The organism is Luteimonas sp. WGS1318 (assembly GCF_043187535.1).
Taxonomy (GTDB): Bacteria; Pseudomonadota; Gammaproteobacteria; order Xanthomonadales; family Xanthomonadaceae; genus Luteimonas.
Genome location: NZ_CP171131.1, coordinates 3,362,521 through 3,375,953 on the forward strand (window position 1 = coordinate 3,362,521; position 13,433 = coordinate 3,375,953).

Consider the following 13,433-nt stretch of genomic DNA (forward strand, 5'->3'; position numbering starts at 1 on the left):
TTGCGTAGCAGTTAGAAGCAGACACCCAAGGTCGAAAGAACCGAAACCCCGTGCCGAAAGGCGCGGGGTTTTTTTTCGCCCGCCACGCCGCCCTCCCATCGCACTCCACCAACCGGATCCCGTCCATGTCCCAGTCCAGACCCACCATCGCCATCGTCGGCTACGGCAGCCAGGGCCGCGCGCACGCGCTGAACCTGCGTGATTCCGGCTTCGACGTCACCGTCGGCCTGCGGCCCGGCGGCCCGACCGAGCAGAAGGCCAAGGCCGACGGCTTCATCGCCAAGCCGCCCGCCGAAGCCGTCGCCGACGCCGATCTGGTCGCGGTGCTCACCCCCGACATGGTGCAGAAGCAGCTCTATGCCGACGTGCTGGCGCCGCACATGAAACAGGGCGCCTGCCTGCTGTTCGCGCACGGGCTCAACGTGCATTTCGACATGATCGCGCCGCGTGCCGATCTCGATGTCGTGCTGGTCGCGCCCAAGGGCCCGGGCGCACTGGTGCGCCGCGAATACGAGATCGGCCGCGGTGTGCCGTGCATCTACGCCGTGCACCAGGACCCCAGCGGCCATGCCGAGCAGCTGGCGCTGACCTATGCCGCGGGTCTCGGCGGCGCGCGCGCGAACATCATCAAGACCACGTTCAAGGAAGAGACCGAGACCGATCTGTTCGGCGAACAGGCCGTGCTGTGCGGCGGCGCGTCGTCGCTGGTGCAGGCGGGCTTCGAAACCCTGGTCGAGGCCGGTTACCAGCCCGAGATCGCGTACTACGAAGTGCTGCACGAGCTGAAGCTGATTGTCGACCTGTTCTACGAAGGCGGCATCACACGGATGCTGGAATTCGTGTCCGAGACCGCGCAGTACGGCGACTACGTCAGCGGCCCGCGCGTCATCGACGCCAGCGTCAAGGCGCGCATGAAGGACGTGCTGACCGACATCCAGAACGGCACCTTCACCAAGAACTGGGTGGCCGAGTACGAAGCCGGCCTGCCGAACTACAAAAAGTACAAGCAGGCCGACTTCGATCATCCGATCGAGCAGGTCGGCCGCGAGCTGCGCGCCAAGATGGTCTGGCTCAATGCGGAGGCGGATGCGAAGGCCGCCACGGCCGATCCGCGGAAAGAGGCCGCCTGATGAACGGCGCCCGCTGGCTGGTGCAGGCCCTGGAGGCCGAAGGTGTCGACACGATCTTCGGGTATCCGGGCGGCGCGATCATGCCGTTCTACGACGCGCTGCACGGCGCGTCGCTGAAGCACGTACTGGTCCGCCACGAGCAGGGCGCGGCGTTCGCCGCGAACGGATTTGCACGGGCCAGCGGGCGCGTCGGTGTGTGCGTGGCGACCTCGGGGCCGGGCGCATCGAACCTGGTGACCGGCATCGCCGACGCGATGCTGGATTCGGTGCCGATGGTCGTCATCACCGGCCAGGTGGCGACGCCGCTGATGGGCACCGATGCCTTCCAGGAACTGGACGTGTTCGGCATGACGCTGCCGATCGTCAAGCACAGCTTCCTGCTGCGCAGCGTCGACGAGCTGCCGCGCGTCGTCACCGAGGCGTTCCGCATTGCGCGCTCGGGCCGTCCCGGTCCGGTGCTGATCGACCTGCCCAAGGACGTGCAGATCGGCGATGCCGCGCATCTGCACGCGCACGTGCCGTCCCAGGCCGACACCATGGCCGCCTGTGCGGACCACGCCCTGCACCAGGCGGCGGCGCTGATCTCGCAGGCGGAGCGGCCGGTGGTCTACGGCGGTGGCGGCATCGTACTGGGTGAGGCGCTGGACGCGTTCCGCGAATTCGCCGACCTGACCGGCATCCCGACCGTGCTGACATTGCGCGCACTGGGCGCGCTGCCGCCGGCGCACCCGGCGAACCTGGGCATGCTGGGCATGCACGGCACGCGCGCAGCGAACCTGGCGGTGCAGGAATCCGATCTGCTGATCGTCGTCGGCGCGCGCTTCGATGATCGCGCGACCGGCAAGCTGGGCGAGTTCGCGCCGCATGCGCGGATCGTGCATCTGGATGGCGACGTCTGCGAGATCGGCAAGCTGCGCGCGACCGATGTCGCGGTCTGCGGCGATGTCGCCGCCAGCCTGTCGCGGCTGGCGGCTCCCTGTGCGGCGCAGATGACCGGACGCCATGCCGCGGCGCGCGAGGCCTGGCGCCAGCTGTGCGACCAGCGCCGTTCGCAGTTCGCCGCGCGTTACGACGCGCCGGGCGACACGGTGTTCGCGCCCGCGCTGCTGAAGCGCATGAGCGAACTGGCACCCGATGCGACCGTCGCCTGCGACGTCGGCCAGCACCAGATGTGGGTCGCCCAGCACTGGCGCTTCGACCATCCGCGCAAGCACCTGACCAGCGGCGCGCTGGGTGCGATGGGCTTCGGCCTGCCGGCCGCGATCGGCGCGCAGATGGAGGACCCGTCGCGGCGCGTGGTGTGCGTCAGCGGCGACGGTTCGTTCCTGATGAACGTGCAGGAGCTGGCGACGCTGCGTCGCTACCACCTGCCGGTGAAGATCGTGCTGCTCGACAACCAGGCGCTGGGCATGGTGCGCCAGTGGCAGGAACTGTTCTTCGAACGCCGCTATTCCGAGATCGACCTGTCCGACAACCCGGACTTCGCCGAAGTCGCGCGTGCGTTCGGTATCGCCGCGCTGTCGGTCGACAAGGCGGTCGATGTCGAAGCCGCGCTGCAGGCCCTGCTGGACACCCCGGGTCCGGCGCTGCTGCACGTCGCCATCGACACCGCCGCGAACGTCTGGCCGCTGGTGCCGCCGAATCACAACAACGCGCAGATGCTCGATGCCGACGAAGCGACCTCGCTCGACGTCGGACCAGTGCCGCCCGCCGCTCCCGTCAAGGACCCCCGCCATGCGCTACCAGTGTGAGATGACCCTGCGCCGTGCCGAAGGCGCGCTGGTGCGCGTGCTGGGCACGACCGAGCGGCGGGGATTTCGTCCGCTGTCGTTCGAAGGCGATGCGCACGACGACGGCGAACACTGGCAACTGCGGATGACCGTGGAAAGCGATCGCGCGCCCGCGGCCCTGCAGGGCCAGCTGGCCAAGCTCTATGACTGCCTGTCGGTGGAGGTGTCGCCATGTCGTTGAACGCGGTGGCCGAGGCCGCACCGGCGCAGGTGCCGTCGATCGCAGAGCCCGCCGCGCCCGCGCGGGCGCAGGCCTGGTTCGACGGCAGATTGTGCGACATCGATGCGCTGCAGGCCGGACTGACCACCCATGCGATGCACTACGGCAGCGGCGTGTTCGAGGGCATCCGCAGCTACGCCACCGCCGACGGCGCGGCGGTGTTCCGCCTGGCCGACCACATGGCACGCATGCGCCAGGGCGCGGCGTTGCTGGGCATGGCCTTCGACCCCGCCGAGGCGACCGGGGCCGTGCTGGCGACGCTGCGCGCGAACCAGCACCGCGACGCCTACATCCGCCCGCTGGCCTGGTTCGGCGAGGGCGGCTTCGGTCTCGACGTCGAAGGCCACACCGAACACCTGATGGTCGCCACCACCGCGACCCGGGTGCACCTGGCCGGCACGCGCGCGCGGCTGGGCATCAGCACGTGGCGGCGCAATCCGGCCGATTCGCTGCCGCCGCTGAAGCTCTGCGGCGCCTACATCAACTCGATCCTGGCCAAGCGCGAAAGCAAGGCACGCGGGTTCGACGAGGCCCTGTTCACCGATGCCGAGGGCTTCGTCGTCGAGTGCACCGGCGCCAACGTGTTCGTGGTCACGGGCGGCCGGGTCACCGCGGTCACGCATCGCGACGCGCTGCCGGGCATCACCCGCGACACCCTGATCGCGCTGACCGGTGCCGAGGCACGCGCGGTCACCGTCGAGGAATTGCGCGATGCCGACGAGGTGTTTGCCTGCGGCACCGCGGCCGAGGTCGCGCCGGTACAGGCGATCGAGGACCGCATCTACGGCGACAACCCGGTCACCCGCGAGCTGGCCGCACTGTATGCGCGCGTGGTGCGGGGCGAGGCCGAGACCGGTCGCGGCTGGCTGACGGCAGTCTGATCCCATGATCGATACCGAGGTACGTCGCGCGTATTCCGTCACCGCCAGCGATGTGCTGGCGGCGCAGGCGCGGCTGCGTCGGTACCTCGACGTGACACCAATGCACTACGCCGAGCGCTTCGGCTGCTGGCTGAAGCTGGAAAACCTGCAGCGCACCGGCTCCTACAAGGTGCGCGGCGCGTTGAACGCGCTGCTGGCCGCGCGCGAGCGTGGCGACGACCGCATGGTGATCACCGCCTCGGCCGGCAACCACGCCCAGGGCCTCGCCTGGGCCGCCTACCGGCTCGGGGTGCCGGCGATCACGGTGATGCCGAGGAACGCACCCGACACCAAGGTTGCCGGCGTCGCGCATTGGGGCGCGACCGTGCGCCTGCATGGCGACACCTACGACGAGGCCAAGGCCTTCGCCGCCGAACTGGCTGCGCAGAACGGCTTCCGTCTGCTGTCGGCCTTCGACGATGTCGACGTGATCGCCGGCCAGGGCACGGTCGGGCTGGAGATCGCATCGCACCTGACGCCCGATGTCGTCATCGTGCCGATCGGCGGTGGCGGCCTGGCATCGGGCGTCGCGCTGGCGTTTAAGTCGCAGGGCGTGCGCATCGTCGGTGCGCAGGTCGAGGGCGTGGACGCGATGGCGCGCGTACTGCGCGGGGACGACAGCCCGTTCGATCCGGTCGCCACGCTGGCCGACGGCGTGCGCGTCAAGCACGCCGGCCACATCACCCGCGCGCTGCTGGCGGACCTGCTCGACGACATCGTCATCGTCCGCGAGGCCGAGCTGCGCGAGACGCTGGTGCGGCTGGCGCTGGAAGAACACGTGATCGCCGAGGGCGCTGGCGCGCTGGCGCTGGCCGCCGGGCGTCGCGTCGCCGGCAAGCGCAAGGTGGCCGTGGTGTCGGGCGGCAATGTGGACGCGAGCGTGCTGGCGCGGCTGCTGTCCGACGTGCGCCCGCGTCCACCGCGCAAGCCGCGTCGGCGCGTGCGCGACACCGATGCCACGCGGGTGCCGGCGGCGGTCGTGCCGGTCGCGGTGCCGCGCCGGCGCAACGATCTCCCCCCGCGCACCTCGACGGCCGCGGCCGGCGGTGAGCCGCGACTTCGGTCGCCGACGCCGCCTCCCCGCACGACCGACCGCACGCCGCGCCGCATTCCCGAGGACGTTCCCGCATGAGTTCACCCGACACCATCCGAATCTTCGACACCACGCTGCGCGACGGCGAGCAGTCGCCCGGCTGCAGCATGTCGCCGCAGCAGAAAGTGGTGATGGCGCGTGCGCTCGATGCGCTGGGCGTCGACATCATCGAGACCGGTTTTCCTGCCAGCTCCGAATCCGACCGCGAGGCCGCGCGCCTGATCGCACGCGAGGTCAGCCGCCCCACGCTGGCGGTGCTGTCACGCTGCCTGCCGGCCGACATCGAGGCCTCCGCGCGCGCGCTCGAGGGCACGGCGAATCCGCGGCTGCACGTCTTCGTCTCGACCAGCCCGCTGCACCGCGAGCACAAGCTGCGCATGAGCCGCGAGCAGGTGCTGGACATGACCGCGAGCAGCGTCGCCCACGCGCGCCGGCTGGTCGACGACGTGGAGTTCTCGACCGAGGACGGCACCCGTACCGAGGAGGATTTTCTTGTCGAGGTGATCACCGCTGCGATCGCCAACGGCGCAACCACGATCAACGTGCCCGACACCCTGGGCTACACCACGCCCGACGAGATGCGCGCACTGTTCCAGCGCCTGATCGCGACGGTCCCCGGCGCGCGCGACGTGGTCTTCAGCGCGCACTGCCACAACGATCTGGGCCTGGCCGTCGCCAATTCACTGGCCGCGATCGAAGGCGGTGCGCGCCAGGTCGAATGCACGGTCAACGGCATCGGCGAGCGCGCCGGTAACTGCGCGGTCGAAGAGCTGGCGATGGCGCTGAAGGTCCGCCAGGCGTTCTACCAGCTCGACACCGCACTCGACACCCGCCTGCTGGTGCCGACCTCGCAACTGCTGCGGCGCCTGACCGGCATGGGCGTGCAGCGCAACAAGGCGATCGTCGGCGAGAACGCATTCGCCCACGAATCCGGCATTCACCAGCACGGCATGCTGCGGCACCGCGGCACCTACGAGATCATGAATCCGTCGGATGTCGGCTGGCCCGATTCGAAACTGGTGCTCGGCCGGCACAGCGGCCGCGCCGCGGTGTCGCATCGCTTGCGCGCGCTGGGCTACACGCTGGAGGACGACCAGATCGACCAGGTTTTCACCGCGTTCAAGGCGCTGTGCGAGCAGCAGCGCGTGGTCGACGACAACGATCTCGAGGCGCTGATGCACGGCGATGTCGACGGCCAGGGCTGGCGTCTGGCGTCGATGACCGTCAGCGACCGTGGCCAGCGCGCCAGCGCACAGATCGAGCTGTCGGATCCCTCGGGCGCGACGGTCAGCGAAAGCGCCCTCGGCGACGGCCCGGTGGATGCGCTGTTCGCGGCACTGGCCGCGGCCACCGGTGTCGACCTGGCGCTGGACAGCTACCAGGTCCACAGCGTCGGCATCGGCCGCGATGCGCGCGGCGAGGCCAACCTCAGCGTCCGCCACGATGATGGCGCCGGCGCGATCGCCGCCTACGACGGCACCGGCACCAGCCGCGACATCATCGAAGCGAGTGCGCTGGCCTGGCTCGACGTCGCCAACCGCATCCTGCGGCGGCGGTCCGAGGCTGCGCAGGGTGCGCAGCGGACGGCGGCGCATGCCTGATCGGCCAATTCGATATGCCGGTGCGCGAGCACGCCCGCACCGGACCACATCTTTCTGTAGGAGCGCGCTCGCGCGCGAGTGCGCTCCACAGGTCAGACCCCATCGCGCGCCAGCGCGCGCCTACACACGACACGCATCCAGATGACCACCACTCCACCGAAAACCCTGTTCGACAAACTGTGGGACGCCCACGTGGTCGTGCCCGAAAGCGACGCCGCGCCGGCGATGCTGTACATCGACCTGCACCTGATCCACGAGGTCACCTCGCCGCAGGCCTTCACCGCGCTGCGTGAGCGCGGCCTCGCGCCGCGTCGCCCGGACCGCACCAAGGCGACGATGGACCACTCCACGCCCACGCTGCCCGCCGACGCCGACGGCCGTCTCCCGTACGCGAACGATGCCGCACGCGCGCAGGTCGACATGCTGGCCGCGAACTGCGCCGAATTCGGCATCGAACTGTTCGACATGGCCTCGGACCAGCGCGGCATCGTGCACGTCATCGCGCCCGAGCAGGGTTTCACCCTGCCCGGCATGACCATCGTCTGCGGCGACAGCCACACCTCGACGCACGGCGCATTCGGCGCGCTGGCGTTCGGCATCGGCACCAGCGAAGTCGGCAACGTGCTGGCCACCCAGTGCCTGCTGCAACGCAAGGCCAAGACGATGGCGATCACCGTCGACGGCGCGCTGGCCCCCGGTGTCGGCGCCAAGGACGTGATCCTGCATGCAATCGGCGTCATCGGCGTCAACGGCGGCACCGGCCACGTCATCGAATACCGCGGCAGCACGATCGACGCGATGGACATGGAGCAGCGCATGACCCTGTGCAACATGTCGATCGAAGCCGGCGCGCGCGCGGGCATGGTGGCGCCCGACGCCACCACGTTCGCGTGGATCGCGCGCACGCCGCGCGGCCCGAAGGGGGCCGAGTTCGATGCCGCCGTCGCGCGCTGGCGCACGCTGCGCAGCGACGCCGGCGCGCGCTTCGACGTCGAGGTCCACATCGATGCGGCCGATATCCGCCCCACGCTGACCTGGGGCACGCACCCGGGTACCGCGATCGGCGTCGACGTGCCGATTCCCGCGGCCGCCGACGTCGCCGCTCAGAAGGGCCTCGACTACATGCAGCTGCGCGCCGGCGACACGTTGGCCGGCACGCGCGTCGACGTCGTGTTCGTCGGCTCGTGCACCAACGGCCGACTCGGCGACATGCGCGAGGTGGCCCAGGTGCTGCGTGACCGGCGCGTCGCGTCGCATGTGCGCATGCTCGTCGTGCCGGGCTCGGAAATCGTCAAGCGCGCGGCCGAGGCCGAAGGCATCGACACCATCGTGCGCGCGGCCGGCGCCGAGTGGCGCGAGCCCGGGTGCTCGATGTGCATCGCGATGAACGGCGATCTCGTCGCGCCGGGCCAGCTCGCCGTCAGCACCAGCAACCGCAATTTCGAAGGCCGCCAGGGGCCGGGGTCGCGCACGCTGCTGGCCTCGCCGATGACCGCCGCATGGGCCGCGATCCGCGGTGTCGTGGCTGATCCGCGCGAGCTGTCCGCCAACCGCAGGGAGGTGGCGTAATGGCGCTCTTCAATCGTCACCCGTCGACCGGCGCTTCCGATGCGCGCGAGGATGCGATCCACTGCGCACCGGATCGCCGCGCGAGGCTGCTGCCAGTGCAGGAGTGGCGCCGGGTTCCCGCATGCGCCGGAACCGCAGACGTGGTCAGCGCGCAATTCCCGGTGCGAGGCCCCATCGCCATCGGCGACGCGAGCCACTGCGTTGCGACAGCCCGCATGGAGCACCGAGCATGACCGCCTTCGCCTCCATCGTCTCCGCCAGCGTCGTGCTGGGCGAGACCAATATCGACACCGACCAGATCATTCCCGCGCGCTTTCTGTCGACCACGGAACGCAAGGGTCTGGGCCGCTACGCGTTCAACGACTGGCGCTGGCGCGAGGACGGCGCGCCGAATCCGGCGTTCGCGTTCAACCAGGCGCACAACGCCGGGCGCGAGATCCTGATCGCCGGGCGCAACTTCGGTTGCGGCTCGTCGCGCGAACATGCGCCCTGGGCGCTGCGCGACCTGGGCCTACGCGCGATCGTCAGCAGCGAGATCGCCGACATCTTCCGGGGCAACGCACTGAAGAACGGCCTACTGCCGATCGTGCTGCCCGAGGCCGACGTGCAGGCGCTGATGGCGCGGCCCGACGACGTGCTCGAGATCGACATCGTCGCGCGTCAACTGCGCACGCCGGGCGGCACTGTTCACGCCTTCCCGCTCGACGCGTTCGCGCGCACCTGCCTGCTCGAAGGCGTCGACGAAATGGGCTATCTGCTGGCGCGCGACGCCGACATCCAACGTTACGAGGAACGCCACCATGCACGCTGACATCGTCGTATTGCCGGGCGACGGCATCGGCCCCGAAGTCACCGCCGCCGCCGTCGAGGTGCTGCAGGCGGTCGCACGCCGTTACGGCCACCGGTTCGCGCTGCACGAGCACCTGATCGGCGGCGCCGCGATCGACGCCACCGGCACGCCGCTGCCCGATGCCACGCTCGCCGCGGCGCGCGATGCCGATGCGGTGCTGCTGGGCGCCGTGGGCGGGCCGAAATGGTCCGATCCGAATGCGACCGTCCGGCCCGAACAGGGCCTGCTGGCGATCCGCAAGGCGCTGGGGCTGTACGCCAACCTTCGCCCGACCCGCCCGCACAATGCCGCCATCGGCGCCTCGCCGATTAAGCCGCATCTGCTGGCCGGCGTCGACCTGCTGGTCGTGCGCGAACTCACCGGCGGCATCTACTTCGGCGAGCGCACGCGCACCGAAACGTCCGCCAGCGACCTGTGCACCTACACCGTCGCCGAGATCGAGCGCGTCGTGCGCCGCGCCTGCCTGCTGGCACGCGGCCGCCGTGGCCATGTGACCTCGGTCGACAAGGCCAACGTGCTGGAAACCTCGCGACTGTGGCGCGACGTCGCCACGCGCATCGCCCGCGACGAATTCCCGGACATCACGCTGGAACACCAGTTGGTCGACTCGATGGCGATGCATCTGCTGTCCAAGCCGCGCGCGTTCGACGTCATCGTGACCGAGAACATGTTCGGCGACATCCTCACCGACGAGGCCTCGATGTTGGCCGGTTCGCTGGGCCTGCTGCCCTCGGCCTCGCTGGGCGATGGCAGCGTGGGCATGTACGAGCCGATCCACGGCTCAGCGCCCGACATCGCTGGCCAGGGCATCGCCAATCCCTACGGCACGATCCTCAGTGCGGCCTTGTTGCTGCGCTACTCGCTGGGGCTGTCGATGGAGGCGGGCTGCATCGAGCAGGCGGTCGATTCCGCGCTGGAGGACGGCGTGTTCAGTGCCGACCTCGCGGCCGGATACGAGGCGCGCTCGACCCGCGAGGTCACGGCTGCGGTGCTGGAGCGGATCGAGACGACCTGCCAGGTCGCCGAGCTGCGGGATTGAGCGCCATGACCCGAAGCCGCGCCGGGCGCTGCTGTTTCGATGACCGCTTCAATGCGGGTCGCGTCTGGCCAGGACCAGTGGGGCACACGGATCATCGTCGCGCCCGCGCAGGCTATGCGTCCAGACTGTGCGGAAGACGGGTCTCTCCGCGTCTCCGCTCTCGTGACCATCCGAACACGTCCCTTCCTGCTCGTCATTCGCGCGAAGGCTGATGCGATTTTTCAACAGCTGAACGGCGGGTCAATCCAGTGCCTTCTGCTTCGATCGCATAAAGACGCGGAAATCGCGCTTCGCGTGAACGACGGACGTGTTCGAAGTGCCACAAGACTGCGCTCACCGCTAAACGTGTCACCGATCAACCGCGCCCACCGCCCCGAGTGTCCGAATGCCCGACTACCGCTCCAGAACCTCCACCTTCGGCCGCAACATGGCCGGCGCCCGCGCCCTGTGGCGCGCGACCGGCATGACCGATGGCGACTTCCACAAGCCCATCGTCGCGGTCGCCAACTCGTTCACCCAGTTCGTGCCCGGCCACGTGCATCTCAAGGACATGGGCCAGCTGGTGGCGCGCGAGATCGAACGTGTCGGCGGCGTGGCCAAGGAGTTCAACACCATCGCCGTCGACGACGGCATCGCGATGGGCCACGACGGCATGCTGTATTCGCTGCCGAGCCGCGAGCTGATCGCCGACGCCGTGGAGTACATGGTCAACGCGCACTGCGCCGACGCGCTGGTGTGCATTTCCAACTGCGACAAGATCACGCCCGGCATGCTGATGGCGGCGTTGCGGCTCAACGTGCCGGTGGTGTTCGTCTCCGGCGGCCCGATGGAAGCGGGCAAGACCCGGCTCGCGAATGGCGATGCAGGCCGCAAGCTCGATCTCGTCGACGCGATGGTGCTGGCGGCGGACCCGGCCGCGAGTGACGAACAGGTCGCCGCCGTCGAACGCAGTGCCTGCCCCACCTGCGGCTCGTGCTCGGGCATGTTCACCGCGAATTCGATGAACTGCCTGACCGAGGCGCTGGGGCTGTCGCTGCCCGGCAACGGCACGCTGCTGGCAACGCATGCCGATCGCGAACAGCTGTTCCTGCGCGCCGGCCGCACCGTGGTCGAACTCTGCCACCGCTGGTACGGCGCCGAAGATCCGGCCGCGCTGCCGCGCGGCATCGCCACGTTCGAGGCGTTCGAGAATGCGATGACGCTCGACATCGCGATGGGCGGCTCCACGAATACGATCCTGCACCTGCTGGCGGCCGCGCAGGAGGCCGAGGTCGACTTCACGATGGCCGACATCGATCGCCTCTCGCGCCGCGTGCCGCAGCTGTGCAAGGTGGCGCCGAACTCGCCCGACTATCACGTCGAGGATGTGCACCGCGCCGGCGGCATTCCGGCGATCCTCGGCGCGCTCGCGCGTGGTGGCCTGCTGCACACCGGTGTGGCGACCGTGCACGCGCGCACGCTGGCCGACGCGATCGCCGCCTGGGACATCGATGCGACCGACGACGCCGCGGTGCACACCTTCTTCCGCGCCGGCCCGGCCGGCATCCCCACGCAGACCGCCTTCAGCCAGGCGACGCGCTGGGACACGCTGGACACCGATCGCGCGGGCGGCTGCATCCGCGATGTCGCAAACGCCTATTCGGCCGAAGGCGGTCTCGCCGTGCTCACCGGCAACCTCGCCGTCGACGGCTGCGTGGTCAAGACCGCCGGCGTGGATGCGGCGATCCACGTCTTCGAAGGCCCCGCGCGCGTCTTCGAAAGCCAGGAGGACGCCGTCGCCGGCATCCTCGACGACGTGGTGCAGCCGGGCGACGTCGTCGTGATCCGCTACGAAGGCCCCAAGGGCGGCCCCGGCATGCAGGAGATGCTGTATCCGACCAGCTATCTGAAATCCAAGTGCCTCGGCGCGAAGTGCGCGCTGCTGACCGATGGCCGCTTCTCCGGCGGCACGTCCGGCCTGTCGATCGGGCATGTCTCACCCGAAGCCGCGGCCGGCGGCACGATCGCATTGGTGCGCGACGGCGACCGCATCCGCATCGACATTCCCGCGCGTTCGATCGCGCTGCTGCTGGACGACGCTGAACTCGCCGCACGCCGCGACGCGCAGCACACCCGCGGGTGGAAGCCGGAGCGCACACGCCCGCGCCGCGTCAGCACCGCACTGAAGGCCTACGCCCTGCTCGCCACCAGCGCCGACAAGGGCGCGGTGCGTGACCGGGCGTTGTTGACGGACTGACGCGGCGCGCGCCTTGTGCTCAGCCCGCACCCGGCGCCGGCAGCCGGTCCAGTGGGCTCGGCACCGCATTCGCACCGCGCCCCAGCACGTGCGTGTAGATCTGCGTGGTCGCGACATCCTTGTGGCCCAGCAGCTCCTGCACCGTGCGGATATCGTGGCCGCGTTCGATGAGATGCGTGGCGAAGGAATGACGCAGCGTGTGCGCCGACACCCGCTTGACCAGCCCGGCACGTGCGCTGGCGGCCTTGAGCGCACGCGAGAGCATGCCGTCGTCGACATGGTGCCGCCGCTCAACACCATCACGCGGATCGACGCTCCTGCGCGGAGCCGGAAACACGTACTGCCAACCCCATCCGGTCGACGCGTTCGGCAGCTTGCGCTCGAGCGCATACGGCAACCACACGCGGCCGAAGCCGGCGGCGAGATCCGCCTCATGCAGCATCCGCGCACGCACGAGCTCCCGCTGCAGCGGCTCAACGAGTGAGGTGGGCAACATGGTGCGGCGATCCTTGCCGCCCTTGCCGTCCCGCACCACGATCTCCCGCCGCACCAGATCGAGATCCTGCACCCGCAGCCGCAAGCCTTCGAGCAGGCGCATCCCGGTGCCGTACAGCAGCGACGCCACGAGCCAGGGCCGGCCCTCCATCTGCGCCAGCAGACGCGCCACCTCGTCTTCCGACAGCACCGTCGGCAATCGCCGCGGGCGCTTGGCGCGTACGACATCCGCCATCCACGGCAGCTCGATGTCGAGTACCTCGCGATAGAGAAACAGCAGCGCCGACAGCGCCTGGTTCTGCGTGCTCGCCGCGACCCGTCCCTCGACCGCCAGCGACGAAAGGAAGGCCTCGACCTCAGGCGCGCCCATATCGCGAGGATGGCGACGGCCGTGGAATCGGATGAAGCGCAGGATCCAGCCGACGTAGACCTGCTCCGTGCGGAGGCTGTAATGCCGCATCCGCAAGCGCGCGCGGACCGCATCGATCAA

At 69.7% G+C, this 13,433-nt stretch carries 12 protein-coding genes; 11 read left to right on the top strand and 1 reads right to left on the bottom strand.

All coding sequences use genetic code 11. From position 1 onward, the window contains the following. The first annotated feature begins 125 nt into the window (after positions 1 to 125). From ilvC to ilvD, 11 genes are all read left to right on the top strand, one after another. Entirely contained in the window at positions 126 to 1,130 is a 1,005-nt protein-coding gene (gene ilvC / locus ACF3M1_RS15255) for a ketol-acid reductoisomerase (protein ID WP_394002065.1), read from the top strand. Then, complete coding sequence (gene ilvG / locus ACF3M1_RS15260) at positions 1,130 to 2,881, top strand: acetolactate synthase 2 catalytic subunit (protein ID WP_394002067.1); 1,752 nt, start codon at positions 1,130 to 1,132, stop codon at positions 2,879 to 2,881. Before ilvC ends, ilvG begins: the two co-directional genes overlap by 1 nt. Next, positions 2,865 to 3,101 (top strand): ACT domain-containing protein, encoded by a 237-nt coding sequence (locus ACF3M1_RS15265; RefSeq protein ID WP_394002069.1) that lies wholly within the window; start codon positions 2,865 to 2,867, stop codon positions 3,099 to 3,101. Before ilvG ends, ACF3M1_RS15265 begins: the two co-directional genes overlap by 17 nt. Next, a complete protein-coding gene (locus ACF3M1_RS15270; protein ID WP_394002071.1) occupies positions 3,092 to 4,021 on the top strand; it encodes an aminotransferase class IV in 930 nt (309 codons plus the stop codon). The genes ACF3M1_RS15265 and ACF3M1_RS15270 overlap by 10 nt, the downstream gene beginning before the upstream one ends. 4 nt (positions 4,022 to 4,025) lie before the next feature. Next, positions 4,026 to 5,192, top strand: coding sequence for a threonine dehydratase (locus tag ACF3M1_RS15275; RefSeq protein WP_394002073.1), 1,167 nt, complete (start codon positions 4,026 to 4,028; stop codon positions 5,190 to 5,192). Beyond that, positions 5,189 to 6,754, top strand: a complete 1,566-nt coding sequence (locus ACF3M1_RS15280) for a 2-isopropylmalate synthase (protein WP_394002075.1) — start codon at positions 5,189 to 5,191, stop codon at positions 6,752 to 6,754. Before ACF3M1_RS15275 ends, ACF3M1_RS15280 begins: the two co-directional genes overlap by 4 nt. 141 nt (positions 6,755 to 6,895) lie before the next feature. Beyond that, on the top strand, positions 6,896 to 8,323 hold the full coding sequence (gene leuC / locus ACF3M1_RS15285) for a 3-isopropylmalate dehydratase large subunit (RefSeq protein WP_394002077.1): 1,428 nt from the start codon (positions 6,896 to 6,898) through the stop codon (positions 8,321 to 8,323). Beyond that, positions 8,323 to 8,556 carry a hypothetical protein gene (locus tag ACF3M1_RS15290; RefSeq protein ID WP_394002079.1) on the top strand — a complete coding sequence of 78 codons (234 nt, stop codon included), beginning with the start codon at positions 8,323 to 8,325 and terminating at the stop codon, positions 8,554 to 8,556. Before leuC ends, ACF3M1_RS15290 begins: the two co-directional genes overlap by 1 nt. Beyond that, complete coding sequence (leuD, locus tag ACF3M1_RS15295) at positions 8,553 to 9,134, top strand: 3-isopropylmalate dehydratase small subunit (protein ID WP_394002081.1); 582 nt, start codon at positions 8,553 to 8,555, stop codon at positions 9,132 to 9,134. Before ACF3M1_RS15290 ends, leuD begins: the two co-directional genes overlap by 4 nt. Next, positions 9,124 to 10,212, top strand: a complete 1,089-nt coding sequence (gene leuB, locus ACF3M1_RS15300; protein WP_394002083.1) for a 3-isopropylmalate dehydrogenase — start codon at positions 9,124 to 9,126, stop codon at positions 10,210 to 10,212. The genes leuD and leuB overlap by 11 nt, the downstream gene beginning before the upstream one ends. 385 nt (positions 10,213 to 10,597) lie before the next feature. Then, positions 10,598 to 12,448: a dihydroxy-acid dehydratase gene (gene ilvD, locus ACF3M1_RS15305; RefSeq protein WP_394002085.1), complete on the top strand. Its 1,851-nt coding sequence runs from the start codon at positions 10,598 to 10,600 to the stop codon at positions 12,446 to 12,448. Positions 12,449 to 12,467: 19 nt separating this feature from the next. Here ilvD and ACF3M1_RS15310 read toward each other — a convergent pair whose 3' ends face one another. Continuing rightward, entirely contained in the window at positions 12,468 to 13,403 is a 936-nt protein-coding gene (locus ACF3M1_RS15310; RefSeq protein WP_394002087.1) for an integron integrase, read from the bottom strand. Between the last annotated feature and the right edge of the window lie 30 nt (positions 13,404 to 13,433).

Coding starts and splice junctions, on each gene's coding strand:
- ilvC (WP_394002065.1), top strand. CDS start 126: ATGTCCCAGTCCAGACCCACCATCGCCATCGTCGGCTACGGCAGCCAG.
- ilvG (WP_394002067.1), top strand. CDS start 1,130: ATGAACGGCGCCCGCTGGCTGGTGCAGGCCCTGGAGGCCGAAGGTGTC.
- ACF3M1_RS15265 (WP_394002069.1), top strand. CDS start 2,865: ATGCGCTACCAGTGTGAGATGACCCTGCGCCGTGCCGAAGGCGCGCTG.
- ACF3M1_RS15270 (WP_394002071.1), top strand. CDS start 3,092: ATGTCGTTGAACGCGGTGGCCGAGGCCGCACCGGCGCAGGTGCCGTCG.
- ACF3M1_RS15275 (WP_394002073.1), top strand. CDS start 4,026: ATGATCGATACCGAGGTACGTCGCGCGTATTCCGTCACCGCCAGCGAT.
- ACF3M1_RS15280 (WP_394002075.1), top strand. CDS start 5,189: ATGAGTTCACCCGACACCATCCGAATCTTCGACACCACGCTGCGCGAC.
- leuC (WP_394002077.1), top strand. CDS start 6,896: ATGACCACCACTCCACCGAAAACCCTGTTCGACAAACTGTGGGACGCC.
- ACF3M1_RS15290 (WP_394002079.1), top strand. CDS start 8,323: ATGGCGCTCTTCAATCGTCACCCGTCGACCGGCGCTTCCGATGCGCGC.
- leuD (WP_394002081.1), top strand. CDS start 8,553: ATGACCGCCTTCGCCTCCATCGTCTCCGCCAGCGTCGTGCTGGGCGAG.
- leuB (WP_394002083.1), top strand. CDS start 9,124: ATGCACGCTGACATCGTCGTATTGCCGGGCGACGGCATCGGCCCCGAA.
- ilvD (WP_394002085.1), top strand. CDS start 10,598: ATGCCCGACTACCGCTCCAGAACCTCCACCTTCGGCCGCAACATGGCC.
- ACF3M1_RS15310 (WP_394002087.1), bottom strand. CDS start 13,403: ATGCGGCATTACAGCCTCCGCACGGAGCAGGTCTACGTCGGCTGGATC.